The sequence below is a fragment of the Synechocystis sp. FACHB-383 genome (assembly GCF_014698605.1).
Taxonomy (GTDB): Bacteria; Cyanobacteriota; Cyanobacteriia; order Cyanobacteriales; family Microcystaceae; genus Synechocystis; species Synechocystis salina.
Map to the genome: position 1 here is coordinate 1 of NZ_JACJTJ010000012.1, position 16,189 is coordinate 16,189.

Genomic DNA, 16,189 nt, shown 5'->3' on the forward strand with positions numbered 1-16,189 from the left:
ATAAGCTATGTACACTGGCTAAGGGAGTTAGCACTAAGGTGATGAATTTGCTTTGCTATAGGGTTATTCTGCTTATTTTTCGGTGGCACATAAATACCATTCAACGTTTCTGGGATGGGCTGATTTTAGGGTAACTCACTATAAGCAGATCCAAAAATGGTGGGAGTTAGTAATGTGTGCATATTGCATGGTTTGCCTTTACGAGGAAGATTTCAATTCGACACTAAATTCAATGCCAAAACATCATCAAAATCATGAAAAATGGAACAAAGAAGGCGGCTGGAAGAACTGGTTAAACAATATTCGATTAGTTGTTGCTGTACTTAATGCAATAAATCTTATCAAAAATTGGTTAAAAGTATTTTCATTTACCCATGTTTTAGATGAGTTGACCAAGCTTTTTAATAAAGTTAATGAGCTAGATCGATTAAGATATTTGGTCAATTCATGGGACATATTCTGCCATTCATCTGCCTAGATTGATGGAAGAGGGATATTTGGGCTTTGTTGCTTCAGGCAAAAGAAGAGTTAGCTAGATTGGATGGAGTTGGCAGGTATATGCCAAATTACATCTTGTTATTGCGTCCATTGCAGAGGCGCGAAGCATTGCGGTCATCCAGCTTGGAGGGCACCCATACTATTCCCCAGCAGCTACTGTTGTTTGAAATTGAACCTAGAGAGCCAAAGTCAATTAACGACCCAGTAAACTCTTGACAGCAGGTTTGAAACTATATCAGAGTATTAAAATTAGCCTTACGCCTTCTAGAAGTAAGACCTCTCAGCCTGAACTTGATTCGAGAAATTCATCCCAAAATTTACTTCGCCTCAAACATTTTGGAAATTGCCTATGCCGATGAGTACTAGGTCAATATATATGTTGCAACCTAACAACCTGGCTGGAGTGAACTGGCATGAGATCTTGGTTGTGTTGCGGGGGCTATTTGCAGCAGCTCAGCAGTAACGTTGGGCGATCGCCTCCACCCCTAGGGGGAAAGATGGGTTAGATTTGTGAAGGTACAATGGCCTTTTGCCTTGCTCAACCATTGCCTGAGTCATGGATACTTAGGCCATAGTCGCTTGTTTTTAGGGCCTGTGTAACTTTTTTGACCAAGGGTAAATCGGGGTTTCTCCCAACGAAATCTCTCCATTTGAACGCATTAGTCAGTTTTCCTGTCGATTATTTATTCCTCCATGACCCGTTCCCCCGCTGCTCCCCCATCCGATAATGATTGGCGCTTGTTATTGCGTCTGCTGCCCTACGTCAAGCGCTATCCCAGGGAACTGGCGGCGGCCTTGATTTTGCTTGTCCCGGTGGCTTTTTCGGGGGCAGTGCAACCTCTCATTATTGGGCAAGCCGTTTCCTTGTTGCGGGAGGAGAGGGCCTGGGGCTTTTTGCAGGCCATGCCGTTGGATCGGGCTTTGCATACCCTAGTGATTATCCTGGCCGTCACCATTGTCATTCGGTTGCTGTTTTTGGGGCTACAGGGCTTCATTGTGCAAAAAATGGGGCAAGAAATCACCGCCGATGTGCGCCAGGACTTATTTGAGCACGTCACTTCTTTGTCGGTAAATTTTTTCCATCGCACCCCTGTTGGTCGTTTGGTCACCCGCATCACCAGTGACGTGGAGGCCTTGGGAGAAGTATTTGCCAGTGGGGCGATCGGTGTGGTCAGTGACATTGTCTCCATTCTGGCCATTATCGTGACCATTTTTTGGGTGCAATGGCAATTGGCGCTACTACTGGTGGGGATGTTGGTGCCTGTGACTGTGTTAATCATTTATTTCCAGCAACAATATCGCAAAGCTAACTACCAAGCTAGGGAGGAATTGTCCCACCTTAATTCCCAGCTTCAGGAAAATGTGGCCGGCATTAATGTGGTGCAATTATTCCGTCGAGAAGAGTTGAACAGTCGTTCTTTTCGTCGGGTGAATGAGAAGTATCGTCGGGCAGTGGATAAGACCATCTTCCACGACTCCGCTGTGTCGGCCACCTTGGAATGGATTAGTTTAGTGGCGATCGCCGGAGTTTTAGGTCTGGGGGGGTGGCTAATTTTGCGCAATAACATGGAATTTGGGGTGCTGGCGGCGTTCATTCTCTACGGACAACGGCTATTCAATCCCCTGCGGCAGTTTGCGGATAAATTCACCATGTTCCAATCCGGCTTTACGGCGATCGAGCGCATTGGGGAATTAATGGAAGAACCGGTGGAAATCAAAGACCAGGCGGTTATCACCCCCATTGAAATCAACAGCGCTCTGCGGGGCAGTCACGGGGAAATTTGCTTTGAAAATGTTTGGTTTGGCTATAAACCAGACGAATATGTGCTCAAAAACTTGAACTTCACCATCAAACCCGGAGAAAAAGTCGCCCTAGTGGGGCCCACGGGAGCTGGCAAAAGCTCTATTATTCGCCTCCTTTGTCGTCTCCATGATCCTTCCCAGGGTCGTATTTTGGTGGATGGCATTGACATTCGCGAACTGTCCCAACAACAGCTACGTCGTTTCATTGGCGTCATTCTCCAAGACAGTTTCCTGTTTGCGGGGGACGTGAAACGCAACATTACCCTAGGGGAAGAATACAGTTTGGCAGAAGTGCAACGGGCGGCCCAGTTAACCAGTGTCGATCGCCTGATTGAAGAATTGCCCCAGGGTTACCACACCCAACTGCGGGAACGGGGCAGTAACCTATCCGGTGGACAAAAACAATTGTTAGCCTTTGCCCGGGTGGCCATCCGGGAACCCTACGTGTTGGTGATGGATGAAGCCACCGCTAGTTTGGACGTCCGCACCGAGGCGGCCATTCAAGAAGCGTTGTTACACTTGCTCCAAGATCGCACTTCCATCATCATCGCCCACCGTTTATCCACTATCCGCAATGTGGACCGCATTTTTGTGCTTAAACATGGGGAAATTGTTGAAACCGGAAACCATGACCAACTGTTAACCCTGAAGGGACTCTACGCCAGTCTGTACCAGTTACAAATGCTGGGGGGCTAATTATCCCATCGGGAATTTCCCTGGTATCATCATTGGTACACCACTGACTTTGTTGATGAATTTTCCGACAAATTCAGTGAAATTGTCCAATCATTGCCATGGATATGAAATTTTTTACCCTTTCCCAACCATTGCTTTCCCTTGGTCTGACCAGTATATTTGCCCTGTCTTTAACCCCGGTTGCCCAAGCTGACCAAAGCCCCGGCAACCAATGGGATGGGCAAATCAGTCTTCCTGATCGCCAAGCGTTTGCTGTGATTCCCTTTACGGAACTACCCCGGCGGACATTTTGGCAGTGGTCTAATCTCAACACCCTGACTAACCCAAACCAGCTTATTCAACAGTTTTATAGCCAGCCCCTGTTGCCCCAGCACTTAGGGGAAGGGGATTTTGGTTGTTTTCGTTCCAAGAGTGCTACGGCTACGCTATTGGGGCAGGAATCCGTGACTGTATTGCTCACCCAAATGGGGAGTTGTGATGATTCCGTCAGTGGGCACCAAACCAGGGTAGATCTTGTTCCGGTAGGCGATCGATGGCAGGTGGATTGGGTAGGGGAAAGAAGCCATTGTCGGGGGCGTTTTTGGGCAGAGCCGGGACAACTTTGCCCTTAATTTTTCCCTGTTTAAAAAGGCAATAATTGTCCTTGAGGGTTAGGGGTATAAGTCTTTTAGTTACTGAAATTTTACTGTCTAGCCTAACTGGAAAAGTTGTTAATGGTGGCAATAACCTCTGCCATATTATTGGCTAGCATAGCTGGAGTATTAAGCACTAAGCCTGGGAATTCCTGACTGATTATTAAGCCATTATCGTCTGGACTCAGGCGTTCATATTTCCCATCCGATAACACAAACCAATCGATTTTTCGGTCGAGGGTACGCCAAACAATATACTCTCTTACCCCATGACTTTCATAAACCCGTTTTTTGCTATGGAGGTCGTAGGAGGCAGTGCTAGCGGCAATTTCCACCACTAATTCTGGAGCACCGCTAATATATTCATCTTCATCTATGTGGGCGCTACCCTCTAGTCGAAATAATATCCCATCGGGTTGGAGTTCGTTTTCGTCATCTAGTCGCACTGTGGCTTCAATGCTAACGGCCAGGTCATTTCTTTGGGCTTGGTAAGTTCCTAGCCAGGTGATTATGGCACTATGGGGTTGACCATGGTAGGTATGACGGAGGGGAGAGGCCACGTGGACAATTCCTTCAATTAGCTCAGCTTTCTTAATGCCAGAAGCTGTGTAAATTCGTTCAAATTCTTGACGACTGAGGCGATCGCCATTTTCAAGGATTGCAATGGGAGCGGGGGAATTGGTGGTGACCATGGGAGAATGCGCCATAACTTCCGTTTTTTCCATCATAGTCACCCTAGTTGAATGGTTAGGTTTGGGGATTATTGTTGATTTGACTAAACATAGGGGAAAGGTAAGCTACTAAAACCCCGAGACTAAAGCCCATTAAATTGCGGAACAGAGGTAAAAAGTCGCTGGTGCGGGTGACCACAGGGCCAATCCCAAAGGCGATCACTAAAATTCCCCACAGGGGAGACATAATCAATACCCATTGCCACGCAAAAGTCTGATTCGGCGATCGGGGAATGGCCGCAAAACCAAAAATTAAGCCCCCCACAATGGAAGTTACCAGGGTTAAAATCCACTGCTCCCTGGGTAATCCCGGCACAACGTTACAACCCCCTTTGACCAGACAGCCCTTAACGGTATTCAATGCTTCGGTGATGGCTAAATTTTCTCCGTTGTCCCGAATGTAGTACATATTTCCGAAGCGAGCCTGCATCTCAATCCAAAAGGTGCGGGGCATCAACTCATACACCTCATCTCCAATGCTAAAGGCCAATAGGTTCCCCCCCCTGCCATCGGCCACCAATAAAATACTTTTATCATCCAGACCCCAAAAAGGAATCACTGCCCGTCCCGGACTACGGTCGTATTGGGTTAAGACCCGCAATTTCCATCCCGTTTCCACCTCAAAGCTGTTTAGATCATCAATTAACTGAGCTTCTTGGATTTCCGGTAAAAAGTTGGCCAGGTCCACCACCGGAGTTTTTTCCTCTGGCAACAACTCAGGGTTATTCACCGCCTGGGCAGGGCTTACCGGTGCCCACCACAACACTAAAGATAAACTGGCGGCCAAAAGCCAGGCAAAATTTTTGCTGAAACGGGTAGCAGACGACGGCAAATGGACAGCCATAGAGTTTTTCTTTAAGTTTCTTCACAGTTGTTTACCTTATTTTAAGGTATTGCCTCCGTTAAATTTTCACACTGGTCGATCTTTTCTGGACAAAAAAAAGCCCCCTAACAATGAGGAGAGGGGACAGTGAGGAGTTTTAAGCTTGGGGGCGAGGACTTAGCTCAGGAGAGTTTTAGCTTTGGCCAGCACATTATCAACGCTGAAACCAAATTTCTCTAGGCAAACCCCGCCGGGCGCTGAGGCACCAAATGTTTCAATACTGACTGTATCTCCTTCCGTGCCCACATATTTGTGCCAACCAAAGCTGGTGGCGGCTTCTACGGAGAGACGTTTGGTGACAGCCTTCGGTAACACTGACTCTTTGTAGGCGGCGTCTTGGGCTTCAAACAGTTCCCAGGAGGGCATGGAAACTACCCGGACTTTTTTGCCTTCGGCGGCCAACTTTTCAGCGGCGGCCACACAAAGTTGTACTTCGGAACCCGTACCTATCAAGATTAACTCAGGAGTCCCTTCAGAATCAACAATGGTGTAGGCTCCTTTGGCCACTCCATCCAGGGAAGTTCCCGCTAGATTGGGCACGGCCTGCCGGGTGAGAGACAGGAGAGTAGGGGCATTTTCCTTGGCTTTGGCGATCGCCACTTTATAGGCCCCGGAGGTTTCATTGCCATCGGCGGGACGAATGACGGTCAAGTTGGGAATAGCCCGCAGGGAAGCCAACACTTCAATGGGTTGGTGGGTGGGACCATCTTCCCCTTGGCCAATGGAGTCGTGGGTCATCACCCAAATTACCCCCGCTTCGGAAAGGGCAGAAAGGCGAATGGCGGCCCGCATGTAATCGGTGAAGATTAGGAAAGTAGCACCGAAGGGCAGTAACCCAGAGCTGTGGAGGGCAATGCCGTTGCAGATGGCGCCCATGGCGTGTTCCCGCACCCCAAAGTGGACGTTACGGTTTTGGTAAGCTCCTTTTTGGAAATCGCCTGAGCAGTGGAGTTCTGTCAAGTTGGAGTGGGTCAAATCCGCTGAACCGCCGATCAATTCCGGTAACACGGGGGCCAAGGCGTTGAGGCACTCTTCAGAGTATTTCCGAGTGGCCAAACCTTTTTGGTCCGGGGTAAAACTGGCTAAGTTTTTGTCCCAACCTTCGGGTAGTTTGCCGCTCAGTTGCCGTTCAAAGGCGGCCGCTTCAGCGGGATATTTGGTTTTGTATTGGGCAAAGGCTTGGTTCCATTCCGCTTCGTAGCTGGCTCCCCGGTCGATCGCCTTACGGGTGTAGTCCAACACTTCCTGGGGCACTTCAAAGGGAGCGTAGTCCCAACCCAGGTTTTTGCGGGTGGCGGCCACTTCATCAGTCCCCAACGCCGCCCCGTGAATGCCCGCAGTACCAGATTTCTTGGGGGCGCCATAACCAATGATGGTAGTGACTTTAATCATGGTGGGCTTATCGGTTACCGCCTTGGCTTCTTCAATGGCCTTGGCGATCGCCGCTAGGTCAGTGTTGCCATCTTCCACATGGAGCACGTGCCAGCCGTAGGCTTCAAAGCGTTTGCTCACATCCTCGGTGAAAGCCACATCGGTGGAGCCATCAATGGAAATATGATTATCGTCGTAAAGAGCGATTAGTTTACCCAAGCCCCAATGGCCGGCAATGGAAGCAGCTTCCCCGGAAATACCTTCCATATTGCAACCATCCCCCAAAATCACATAGGTGTAATGGTCCACAATGGTGGCATCGGGCTTATTGTAGGTGGCGGCTAAATGGGCCTCCGCCAGGGCCAAACCAACACCATTGGCAATACCTTGACCCAGGGGGCCGGTGGTGACTTCCACCCCAGCAGTGAGGAAATTTTCCGGGTGACCGGGGGTAGAAGATTCCCATTGACGGAACTGTTTAATGTCTTCTATGGTCACACTGTCATAGCCCAGTAAATAGAGCAGAGCATACTGCAACATGGAGCCATGGCCGGCGGACAACACAAAGCGGTCCCGATTGAACCATTTCGGGTTCTTGGGATTGTACTTCATGAACTTGTTCCACAGGGTAAAGGCCATAGGAGCCGCTCCCATGGGCAAACCAGGGTGGCCAGATTTGGCCTTTTCGATGGCGTCAATGGCTAAAAAGCGAATGGCATTAATAGAAAGTTCGTCTAAGGACTGGGTAGCAACGACCATAATGTTTGGAAAAATAAACTAGCAATAATTGGGTCAATATCCACCGGGGGGCGGTAATGGTAGGGGCCAAGGCAGGCCAAATTGCTACCATCTTCCCACGGTTCGGGAAATTTTTCGGTGGGCTATTGATATTTTTTGAAGGCTAGGGTGACGTTATGGCCCCCAAAGCCAAAGGAGTTGGACAGAGCCACATCTACTTTTAGGACCCTACTCTGACCGGGCACATAATCCAAATCACATTCCGCGTCAGGATTCTCTAAGTTAATGGTGGGAGGTACCTTATCCTCGGCGATCGCCATCACAGTGGCCACCGCTTCAATGCCCCCGGAGCCGCCCAACAGGTGGCCGGTCATGGATTTGGTAGAGCTAACAGCAATATTGTAAGCATGATTGCCCAAAGCCTGTTTAATGGCCCTGGTTTCCGTCACATCGTTTGCTGGAGTACTGGTGCCATGGGCATTGATATAACTTACTGCTTCCGGCTTCAAGCCCCCATCTTTTAAGGCCAAGGCGATCGCCCTGGTGGCCCCCCGACCGTCTGGGACTGGCGCTGTGATGTGGTAAGCGTCACAGGTCATGGCATAGCCCACCATTTCCCCGTAAATTTTTGCTCCCCGGGCCAAGGCGGATTCCAATTCTTCCAAAATTAGAATGCCCGATCCTTCTCCCATCACAAAGCCATCCCTATCCTTGTCAAAAGGACGACTGGCATGGAGGGGGTCATCGTTACGGAAGGATAAAGCCCGAGCCGAAGCAAAGCCAGCATAGCTTAGGGCAGTAATCGCTGCTTCCGTACCACCGCAAATCATCGCCTTGGCATAGCCATTTTGCACCAGACGGAATGCATCCCCAATGGCATTGGAGCCCGCTGCACAGGCAGTAACAGTGCAATTATTGGGACCCTTGGCACCTAGGTTAATGGCAGTTAACCCCGAAGCCATGTTGGCGATCATCATCGGAATCATAAAGGGACTGCAACGACTAGGGCCCTTATCTAACAAGATAGTTTGTTGGTCTTCCAACACTTTCAAACCACCAATGCCCGTGCCAATTAACACCCCAATCTCATCGGCATTGAGCTCGTTAATCACCAACTTGGCATCATTAACGGCCTGTTGACTGGCACAAACGGCAAAATGACAAAACCGGTCCATGCGCTTGGCTTCTTTGCGGTCAAGAAACTGGGTCGCGTCAAAGCCCTTAACTTCCCCCCCAAAGCGACAGGCTTGGTCACTGGCATCGAAACGGGTAATGGGGCCAACGCCGTTACGACCCTCCATTAGGCCTTGCCAATAATCTTGGAGGGTATTACCAATGGGGGTGATGGCTCCCAATCCCGTTACAACAACACGTTTCTTTTCCAAATTTGCCATGGTACTTAATAGATAAAATCGGGGAAGGGACTCCCCTAGGGTTCTCCGCAACGATATAGCGATGGGGTCGGGGCCTGGCCCAGGGAGCAAACCAGCCGGTCCCAAACCGGTATCGGAACCGCCCCAAACAGTAGCTTAAACTGTCTGGGAACTGGGCTACAAAGGCCTATGGGGGAGTCGGGGCTATGACCGAAATTTATTTACTTTCGATGTGCTCAACGGCTTTACCCACGGTATCAATGGTTTCTGCCACTTCATCGGGAATTTCAATATCAAACTCTTCTTCTAGGGCCATGACCAATTCCACTGTGTCGAGGGAATCAGCTCCTAAATCTTCGGCAAAGGTGGCGGAGGGGGTCACTTTATCGGGATCCACTTCCAACTGTTCCACGACGATTTTTTTTACTTTTTCAAAAATTTCTTGATTCATTACAATACCTTTAACTATAGAAGAAGAGTTTTCGGGCTGGGTCAACGGCCAATCGCCAGCAAAACGGGGGACAGCTTGGGGGCTGTCGCAGGGCCGCTCGGTTAGCAATGCACTCAATTGTTCAGCGTTAACTATCTTAACGGAAAGGTATCCCTTGCACTAGATGCTTTCCTTGCCCATGGGCACAAAACAGTTCCTAACAAGGGGTCCTATTCTCCCCAGTGGGGCAAAATTTTTTCTATGTAGCTCAATCGAGCCAGGGCAAACAGAATGGCCAGCCAATTTTTTTGCTGAGTGTTTCCTAGGGAAAGTAATTGTCCCTGGGGGCAGCCGATGCGGCCAGGGCTGGAGGAAAATGTTAATGAAGGATCAATCATCAAAACTTCACTTTTTTTCGTGGGTACAATGCAAAACTCATAGCCCTGGGAACGTTTACCATCCTCTGGACCAATCAATCCATGGACGTCAATGACTCCTAGGGGAAATTGAATTTTGTCCAAAGCATTAGTTACTGGCGCTGTCGATGGCCAAGGCTGAGCGGCGATCGCCCCAGGAACCTGGCCATAACCTCCACTAAGGCTGAAGCCAGATATGGTTAAAATCGTCCCAAAAAAGTGATTCGCACTTAAAGTCATATCTTTAGATTAAATTTGGGCATTTATCCGCATCATTTAACCAGAAACTTCAGTTTGCTCTTCTTGGGGCGTAATTACCTCCAAATACTGACTTTCCAAAAGAAAAATACCCCGATCAAACTTCACCCCCCAATACCCCGCCGGTCGACGATCCACCACCATTCCCTCCGCGGCGATCGCCAACAAATCCGGGGGCCGGAGCATGGGCATGGGGTCAGCGGTTTTCAGATAGGGGGGACGGGCAATTAAACGAACTGGGGCACCGACAAACAAATCAGCCATAATCGATTCAGTTTAGGGTTAAGGCTTAGAGGCAGCCATGGGTTGGGAAGGTAAGGCAATTTTTCCGGGGGCAAAACATTAGAATAATTTAAACAATTTGTTGCTGTTGGGGTCAATAAGACTGTCACTGTGCCGTGAATAGGTAAGAATGGAAACAACAACATCAAACAAAACTCCACATCAGAGGATAACAGTATGGAAGGCAACCTAGAAGTCAGACAACATCTCAACCAAGCGCTGAAACTACAACTTACCGCCATTAACCAGTATTTTCTCCATGCCCGCATGTGCAAAAATTGGGGGCTGAATCACCTCAATAAGTACGAATACAAGGTATCAATTAAGGCAATGAAACAGGCTGATAGCCTGATCGAGCGCGTTTTATTTTTAGAAGGACTGCCCAATCTCCAGAATTTGGAAAAACTTCTCATTGGCGAAACGGTACCGGAAATCCTGGCCAATGATCTGACCCTAAATCAGGGCATTAGGGCGGGCTTACTTAGCAGTATTGCTTTTTTTGAGGCCCAGCGGGATTATGTAAGCCGAGATGTCTTGTCGGAAATTCTTGAGGAAACCGAAGAACAAATTGATTGGTTAGAGTCCCAGCAATGGCTAATTAGCAATTCTGGACTGGAAAATTATCTCCAATCCATGATGGGCGAAGACTAAACCAAGGTATGGGCACTATGGATAGGGCACCTCTCCTTTCATCGTGCCCGTCCAAGTACGAACATGGGCTTGAGGGACCTTTGCGACCGGTGATCTTTTTCCCAGAAACCATTCCTTTCTTAGCCTTTCCTAGGTGGTCTGGTTTGGCACGGCTTCATTGTTCTGCGCAACCAAAATGTTTTCAAAAATCAATAAGTTGTAGCTACTTAAAATAAAATTGAGGTGGCAATCTTTTGTAAAAGGATTGTGTTGCAAGTATTTTAGTGTACTGCTCCGCTGTGCTTTTCATTGAATCCGCTATACCAATAAAAAGCTCTCCTTAAATCTAGTCGACTAAGGAGAGTTTCAAATTCAGGGGCGAAATTTAAATTTGGACAAAGTCCGCTAATCTCCCCAACCATTGGTTTCTAAAGTGTTTCCCTATCCCCAGAGGTTGAGGTAATATCGTTACTTTTTGCCAGCAAAGAAAGCTAAATGATAAAGATTGCGGCGCCAGGGATGGCACTGAATTTCCTGCACCACCGCTTCCCCTTCCCAGGAAAGATGGGGAATTTTAACTTCGATGGGGGTTTCCTTGACGGTGACACTCCGCAACATGGTGATGGCGGTTTTGTGGTCTACCACCAGGGAAATGGACTCAGCGCCATTGTGACCATAGAGGGTGGCGGGAATTAAACCTTCCCGACGCAAAGCTCTAGGGTTGACTTTTTCGGGACGTTGTTGACATTCAATGGAGAGGGCCATGGTAATACTCGTAAAAATAATAATCAGGGTTAACAAAGGGGCAAACCTAAGCCACTGGGTCGCCGTTGGCATGGAGCAAGGCTCGTTTTGGCCCATGGATGGGGTCTTCGACAATAATTGTCTGATCCCGACTGGCCCCTAGGGAAACGATGGCGATCGGCACCTCCATCAATTCCGCCAGGAACTTTAAATAATCCAGGGCCTGGGGAGGCAAATCCTCCAGGGTGCGACATTCCTCTGTGGAACACTGCCACCCAGGGAGGGTTTTATAAATGGGCTGACACCGGGCAAATTCCGCTGCGTTGCCGGGGAAATGATCACAGGTTTTGCCATCTAATTCATAGGCAACACAAACCTTAATTTCCTCCAGTTGGTCCAGCACATCCAGTTTGGTAATGGCCAAACAATCTAAACCGTTAATACGCACAGCGTAGCGCCCAATCACCCCATCAAACCAGCCACAGCGTCGCCGCCGACCAGTGGTGGTGCCAAATTCCGCTCCCCGGTCACAGAGATGTTGGTTTAGTTCCCCATCCAATTCTGTGGGAAAGGGGCCTTCCCCCACTCGGGTGGTATAGGCTTTAGCGACACCGATGACTCGGTCAATCATAGTGGGGCCGATGCCAGCGCCCACACAGGCTCCCCCTGCGATGGGGTTGGAGGAGGTGACGTAGGGATAGGTGCCGTGGTCTAGGTCCAGGAGGGTGCCCTGGGCTCCTTCAAAGAGAATATTTTTCCTTTGATGTATGGCCTCGTAAATTTTCAGGGAACTGTCCACCACATGGGACCGCAGGCGATTGGCATAGGTGGTGTATTCCGCAATCACCGTTTCCGGATCCAGGGGAGGCAGGTCGTAGAGTTTATCTAAAACAACGTTTTTATACTCAACGGTCCAAAGCAATTTTTTCCGGAGAATTTCGGGATTCATTAAATCCACCACCCGAATTCCCATGCGCTCTGATTTATCAGCGTAGGTGGGGCCAATGCCTCGCCCAGTGGTGCCAATTTTATGTTCTCCCCTTTTTTCTTCCGATGCCTGGTCTAGCAAGCGGTGGAAGGGCATGGTCACATGGGCAGTCTGGGAAATATACAGGCGATCGAGGGAAACATCTAACGCTTCCAACTGGTCAAATTCCTGCAGTAGGACTTTGGGGTCAATGACCGTCCCCGAACCGATGATACATTCTGTATCTGGATAGAGAATACCCGAAGGAATGAGGTGGAGCTTAAAAGTCTGATCGTTAACTACAATCGTGTGGCCTGCGTTTACGCCCCCCTGGGGCCGCACCACCACATCCGCTGATCGACTTAATAAGTCGGTGATTTTACCTTTTCCCTCGTCGCCCCACTGAGCGCCGATAACAATAACGTTAGCCAAGAGCTTTTATTATAAGAAAGTTCACACAAACTATCACTATTGCACTTTCGGGGGCTGGTGTCAATATTTACGGTCTTCTCCTTACAGATAAATCTCCTTGTTCCTTAACTACAACCAAGGTCTAATGAGAAAGATTGTGCCGACTTTAATTTAAATTGACACAAAAAAACGTAGAACCTACCAAATAATCGAGTTAATGCAGACAGTCCATCCCATTCTTATTTTAACGCTTGCCCATGGTAAGGGCCGGGCAGCACTCTGGAAAATCTCTGGTAACTTGCACCCAGCAGTGGGGCACTAACCCCAGTAATCCAAAAGACGATCCAACTGGGATGTATCAATCAGACCATACTGCCAAAAAATAACTGGCAGATAGGAGGGCATAGCCTCGGTTTGTTTCAGTCCCCAGGCAATTTGATCCGCTGACAGTGAAAATTCCTTTTTTAATAGTTGAATCAGATTTTTGGACACTACCATGGACTGCTCCCGGGGAAAGAATTAATTTTTGTTCACAACTCTAGTAACGACGGTCAGTGTGTCTTACCCTAACGGCGATCGCCTCGGGGGCGGAACTGGGCTGGAGTTGTTGGAGCAGGGCAAAACCTAGGACCAAGAAAGCGCAGACGGCAATTAACATACAATTCACTTTGTAAACTTATGTTAACAATCCTATCGGTTCCTCTCATAATCTGCAATGGGGTATTTACCGACCTTGGGCAGCTCTTTTCTGGCCAGCAAAAAGCCAGACCGTCAAAAGGCCTGGCTCAAAAAGACTCAAAAAAGTTATTAAGTCAAGGTTTAGTTTTCCCAAAGGCATACCCAGAGGGAATTTGGCAGTAAAGAAAAAGTTGGCTTACTTATTTCTTTTTCTTATCTTGTTTGTCTTCGGCAGTTTTTTCCTTCATGCCATACTTACGCATAAAGCGGTCAACACGGCCTTCCGTATCAATAATTTTTTGGGTACCAGTGTAGAAGGGGTGGTTACCGGACCAAATCTCTACGTTGATTTCTGGCTTGGTGGAACCAACGGTCATAATCACCTCTCCGTTACAGGTGACTTTGGCATCGGGATACCAGGTGGGGTGAATGTCAGCTTTGGGCATGGTCAGTCCTAATAATTCCAATAGAGTGGTAAATCCAAATCTCCAATTAACGTTTGGAGTACTGGGGGGCCTTACGGGCTTTATGGAGACCGTATTTTTTCCGTTCTTTGGCTCGGGGATCCCTGGTGAGATAGCCCTCCGCTTTTAGGGGTTGACGATTTTCCGGGGAAAGTTGGCACAAGGCCCGGGCCACACCTAGCTTCACGGCATCTGCTTGCCCTGTTAGGCCGCCACCGTGGGCATTGACCAAAATATTGTATTCCCCTTCCAATCCAAGGGTTTCTAAGGGCGCTTTCAAGCTTTGGATGTAGTTGGCAATGCGGTTGAAGTAAATTTCCCCAGGCTTACCGTTAACAATTACTTCCCCCTGACCGGGCACAAGACGAACCCTGGCGATCGCCGCTTTACGACGGCCGGTGCCCCAATAGACGACTTTATTGCTGGAATCGTTGGCTTGCATTAGTTAGCTCCTGCAGGAATAGTGTTGATAACAAGGGTTTCGGGTTGTTGAGCTGCGTGGGGATGGCTAGGGCCAGCATAGACTTTCAGCTTAGTGAACAACTTACGGCCGAGGCTATTTTTGGGCAACATTCCCCGGACAGCACTTTCGACAATTCTTTCCGGTAAACGAACTTGGAGTTTTTCAAAGGTCTCCTCCTTCATGCCACCGGGGCGGCCGGAATGGCGACGGTACAACTTTTGCTCCCGTTTTCTGCCGGTAACTTCTATTTTTTCCGCATTAATAATAATGACAAAATCACCGGTGTCCATGTGGGGGGTAAAGGTGGGCTTATTTTTACCCCGTAAAATGGTGGCCACTTCGGTAGCAAGACGACCAAGGCGTTGACCCTCAGCATCAATTACGTACCATTTGTGGTCTAGGTTGTCGATGGTTGGTAATACAGTTTTGTTCATAGTTTTCAAAAATACCCCCGCTTAATAACGGGGCATAATTATTTGCCTTGCTAATTTGGTTCGGCTAGCCAGTGAATTGCCACAGAGGCTGACTATCAAACCAAAGGGAATCAGGCAAGGGAAAATTTTCATAACCGACCCGCAGTAGGCATAAACCCTTGGCGGGGGCAGCATATTTAACCAAATCCCGCCGCTGATTAACCCAAATATTATTGAAGTCAGTCAGACTTCGTTGTCCAGAGCCCACCTCCACCAGCAGGCCCACCAGTAAGCGCACCATGCCGTAAAGAAAACCATTGGCTTGGATTTCTAGATAGACCATGGGCCCTCGACGGTAACAGTCAACCTCCTGCACCTCCACCCAGGAATGGGTCCGGGCTGACCCGGCTCGGTGGAAAGCCGCTAGGTGATGTTTTCCTAGCAGTGGTTCCATGGCCGCCTGCATGGTCTTCTCCTGGAGGGGAAAACGGTAGTAGTGCCAACTGTAAGCATCGGTGAACAGATTGGGCCACTGATCCGTATAGATGCTGTAACGATACCGTCGCCACAGGGCAGAAAAGCGGGCATGCCAACGGCTATCCACCGCCGCTGACCCTCTCACTAAGATGTCCTGGGGAAGATGACCATTCAGGACTTTACTCCAACGGTGGGGAGGAATTTGTCCCACCGGGTCATCAAAATGGGCCACCTGGGCCGCCGCATGGACCCCGGCGTCCGTTCTACCGGCACCATGGAGAGTGACGGGCTGACCCACCACTTTGGCGATCGCCAACTCCACTTCCTCCTGAATAGAAGAAAAATTAGGTTGACGTTGCCAGCCATGGAAACGGGTGCCCAGATATTGCATCACCAAGGCCACCCTTTGTTTACCAGCAGACGGAGAAGAAGGCATCAATACAAACCGTCTAATTAGACCAATTCAATCACAGCCATTTCCGCATTGTCACCCCGGCGACGCAGAGTCCTGATAATGCGGGTATAGCCACCATCTCTATCCTTATAGCGGCTGGGAGCATCCGCAAATAGAGCATGGACTGTGGGCTTGTCGTACATGTAACCTAGGGCCCGACGACGGGCAGCCAGGGAACCGTCCTTAGCCAAGGTAATCATGCGGTCCACCTCAGAACGCACCGCCTTAGCCCTAGCCTTAGTAGTCTTGATTTGTCCGTGGCGGATTAACTCCGTGGTCAAAGCCCGTAGGAGGGCCTTTCTTTGGTCAGCGGGCTTCCCCAACTGAGGCACTCGACATCTGTGTCGCATGGTAACTGAACTCCTAAAAAATTAACA

Annotated in this window: 19 protein-coding genes; 4 read left to right on the plus strand and 15 right to left on the minus strand. The window is 49.0% G+C overall.

Annotated elements, in window-relative coordinates; all coding sequences use genetic code 11:
- The first annotated feature begins 82 nt into the window (after positions 1 to 82).
- The 3 genes from H6G45_RS01865 (at position 83) to H6G45_RS01880 (ending at position 3,608) form a co-directional block, all read left to right on the plus strand.
- The gene (locus tag H6G45_RS01865; protein WP_242018004.1) at positions 83 to 478 is read left to right on the plus strand and encodes a transposase; all 396 of its coding nucleotides are present in this window, start codon (positions 83 to 85) and stop codon (positions 476 to 478) included.
- 713 nt (positions 479 to 1,191) lie between these two features.
- A complete protein-coding gene (locus H6G45_RS01875) occupies positions 1,192 to 2,997 on the plus strand; it encodes an ABC transporter ATP-binding protein (RefSeq protein WP_190596069.1) in 1,806 nt (601 codons plus the stop codon).
- 98 nt (positions 2,998 to 3,095) lie between these two features.
- Complete coding sequence (locus tag H6G45_RS01880; RefSeq protein WP_190596071.1) at positions 3,096 to 3,608, plus strand: hypothetical protein; 513 nt, start codon at positions 3,096 to 3,098, stop codon at positions 3,606 to 3,608.
- A gap of 83 nt (positions 3,609 to 3,691) precedes the next feature.
- On the opposite strand, the gene H6G45_RS01885 is transcribed toward H6G45_RS01880, so the two are convergent.
- The 7 genes from H6G45_RS01885 to sipA form a co-directional block, all read right to left on the minus strand.
- Positions 3,692 to 4,336, minus strand: a complete 645-nt coding sequence (locus H6G45_RS01885; protein ID WP_242018005.1) for a Uma2 family endonuclease — start codon at positions 4,334 to 4,336, stop codon at positions 3,692 to 3,694.
- Positions 4,337 to 4,376: 40 nt separating this feature from the next.
- Positions 4,377 to 5,204: a TPM domain-containing protein gene (locus tag H6G45_RS01890; RefSeq protein WP_190596075.1), complete on the minus strand. Its 828-nt coding sequence runs from the start codon at positions 5,202 to 5,204 to the stop codon at positions 4,377 to 4,379.
- A 156-nt stretch (positions 5,205 to 5,360) separates the two neighbouring features.
- Positions 5,361 to 7,373 carry a transketolase gene (tkt, locus tag H6G45_RS01895; RefSeq protein WP_190596076.1) on the minus strand — a complete coding sequence of 671 codons (2,013 nt, stop codon included), beginning with the start codon at positions 7,371 to 7,373 and terminating at the stop codon, positions 5,361 to 5,363.
- Positions 7,374 to 7,495: 122 nt separating this feature from the next.
- Entirely contained in the window at positions 7,496 to 8,746 is a 1,251-nt protein-coding gene (gene fabF / locus H6G45_RS01900) for a beta-ketoacyl-ACP synthase II (protein WP_190596078.1), read from the minus strand.
- Between the two features lie 196 nt (positions 8,747 to 8,942).
- Positions 8,943 to 9,176, minus strand: coding sequence for an acyl carrier protein (gene acpP, locus H6G45_RS01905; protein ID WP_190596080.1), 234 nt, complete (start codon positions 9,174 to 9,176; stop codon positions 8,943 to 8,945).
- A 209-nt stretch (positions 9,177 to 9,385) separates the two neighbouring features.
- Positions 9,386 to 9,811, minus strand: a complete 426-nt coding sequence (locus H6G45_RS01910) for a hypothetical protein (protein ID WP_190596082.1) — start codon at positions 9,809 to 9,811, stop codon at positions 9,386 to 9,388.
- Positions 9,812 to 9,847: 36 nt separating this feature from the next.
- Positions 9,848 to 10,093 carry a regulatory protein SipA gene (gene sipA, locus H6G45_RS01915; RefSeq protein ID WP_190596084.1) on the minus strand — a complete coding sequence of 82 codons (246 nt, stop codon included), beginning with the start codon at positions 10,091 to 10,093 and terminating at the stop codon, positions 9,848 to 9,850.
- A gap of 195 nt (positions 10,094 to 10,288) precedes the next feature.
- Here sipA and bfr point away from each other — a divergent pair, with 195 nt between their 5' ends.
- A complete protein-coding gene (bfr, locus tag H6G45_RS01920) occupies positions 10,289 to 10,762 on the plus strand; it encodes a bacterioferritin (RefSeq protein WP_190596086.1) in 474 nt (157 codons plus the stop codon).
- 447 nt (positions 10,763 to 11,209) lie between these two features.
- Here bfr and rplY read toward each other — a convergent pair whose 3' ends face one another.
- The 8 genes from rplY to rplQ form a co-directional block, all read right to left on the minus strand.
- Complete coding sequence (gene rplY, locus H6G45_RS01925; RefSeq protein WP_242018006.1) at positions 11,210 to 11,578, minus strand: 50S ribosomal protein L25; 369 nt, start codon at positions 11,576 to 11,578, stop codon at positions 11,210 to 11,212.
- Entirely contained in the window at positions 11,553 to 12,884 is a 1,332-nt protein-coding gene (locus H6G45_RS01930; protein WP_190596088.1) for an adenylosuccinate synthase, read from the minus strand. Before H6G45_RS01930 ends, rplY begins: the two co-directional genes overlap by 26 nt.
- Before the next feature lie 297 nt (positions 12,885 to 13,181).
- A complete protein-coding gene (locus tag H6G45_RS01935; protein ID WP_190596090.1) occupies positions 13,182 to 13,361 on the minus strand; it encodes a DUF2949 domain-containing protein in 180 nt (59 codons plus the stop codon).
- 380 nt (positions 13,362 to 13,741) lie between these two features.
- Complete coding sequence (gene rpmE / locus H6G45_RS01940; protein WP_190596091.1) at positions 13,742 to 13,987, minus strand: 50S ribosomal protein L31; 246 nt, start codon at positions 13,985 to 13,987, stop codon at positions 13,742 to 13,744.
- Between the two features lie 46 nt (positions 13,988 to 14,033).
- A complete protein-coding gene (rpsI, locus tag H6G45_RS01945) occupies positions 14,034 to 14,447 on the minus strand; it encodes a 30S ribosomal protein S9 (RefSeq protein WP_010871951.1) in 414 nt (137 codons plus the stop codon).
- The gene (gene rplM, locus H6G45_RS01950; protein WP_010871952.1) at positions 14,447 to 14,902 is read right to left on the minus strand and encodes a 50S ribosomal protein L13; all 456 of its coding nucleotides are present in this window, start codon (positions 14,900 to 14,902) and stop codon (positions 14,447 to 14,449) included. The genes rpsI and rplM overlap by 1 nt, the downstream gene beginning before the upstream one ends.
- A gap of 64 nt (positions 14,903 to 14,966) precedes the next feature.
- Positions 14,967 to 15,794 (minus strand): tRNA pseudouridine(38-40) synthase TruA, encoded by an 828-nt coding sequence (gene truA / locus H6G45_RS01955; protein WP_190596093.1) that lies wholly within the window; start codon positions 15,792 to 15,794, stop codon positions 14,967 to 14,969.
- 17 nt (positions 15,795 to 15,811) lie between these two features.
- Positions 15,812 to 16,162, minus strand: a complete 351-nt coding sequence (gene rplQ / locus H6G45_RS01960) for a 50S ribosomal protein L17 (protein ID WP_010871954.1) — start codon at positions 16,160 to 16,162, stop codon at positions 15,812 to 15,814.
- Between the last annotated feature and the right edge of the window lie 27 nt (positions 16,163 to 16,189).

Bases quoted from the DNA above. Each gene is read 5' to 3' on its own strand.
- bfr (WP_190596086.1), top strand. From the start codon at position 10,289: ATGGAAGGCAACCTAGAAGTCAGACAACATCTCAACCAAGCGCTGAAA.
- rpmE (WP_190596091.1), bottom strand. From the start codon at position 13,987: ATGCCCAAAGCTGACATTCACCCCACCTGGTATCCCGATGCCAAAGTC.
- fabF (WP_190596078.1), bottom strand. From the start codon at position 8,746: ATGGCAAATTTGGAAAAGAAACGTGTTGTTGTAACGGGATTGGGAGCC.
- H6G45_RS01890 (WP_190596075.1), bottom strand. From the start codon at position 5,204: ATGGCTGTCCATTTGCCGTCGTCTGCTACCCGTTTCAGCAAAAATTTT.
- sipA (WP_190596084.1), bottom strand. From the start codon at position 10,093: ATGGCTGATTTGTTTGTCGGTGCCCCAGTTCGTTTAATTGCCCGTCCC.
- acpP (WP_190596080.1), bottom strand. From the start codon at position 9,176: ATGAATCAAGAAATTTTTGAAAAAGTAAAAAAAATCGTCGTGGAACAG.
- truA (WP_190596093.1), bottom strand. From the start codon at position 15,794: ATGCCTTCTTCTCCGTCTGCTGGTAAACAAAGGGTGGCCTTGGTGATG.
- H6G45_RS01935 (WP_190596090.1), bottom strand. From the start codon at position 13,361: ATGGTAGTGTCCAAAAATCTGATTCAACTATTAAAAAAGGAATTTTCA.
- rplY (WP_242018006.1), bottom strand. From the start codon at position 11,578: ATGCCAACGGCGACCCAGTGGCTTAGGTTTGCCCCTTTGTTAACCCTG.
- rplQ (WP_010871954.1), bottom strand. From the start codon at position 16,162: ATGCGACACAGATGTCGAGTGCCTCAGTTGGGGAAGCCCGCTGACCAA.
- rpsI (WP_010871951.1), bottom strand. From the start codon at position 14,447: ATGCAAGCCAACGATTCCAGCAATAAAGTCGTCTATTGGGGCACCGGC.
- tkt (WP_190596076.1), bottom strand. From the start codon at position 7,373: ATGGTCGTTGCTACCCAGTCCTTAGACGAACTTTCTATTAATGCCATT.
- H6G45_RS01875 (WP_190596069.1), top strand. From the start codon at position 1,192: ATGACCCGTTCCCCCGCTGCTCCCCCATCCGATAATGATTGGCGCTTG.
- rplM (WP_010871952.1), bottom strand. From the start codon at position 14,902: ATGAACAAAACTGTATTACCAACCATCGACAACCTAGACCACAAATGG.
- H6G45_RS01885 (WP_242018005.1), bottom strand. From the start codon at position 4,336: ATGGCGCATTCTCCCATGGTCACCACCAATTCCCCCGCTCCCATTGCA.
- H6G45_RS01910 (WP_190596082.1), bottom strand. From the start codon at position 9,811: ATGACTTTAAGTGCGAATCACTTTTTTGGGACGATTTTAACCATATCT.
- H6G45_RS01880 (WP_190596071.1), top strand. From the start codon at position 3,096: ATGGATATGAAATTTTTTACCCTTTCCCAACCATTGCTTTCCCTTGGT.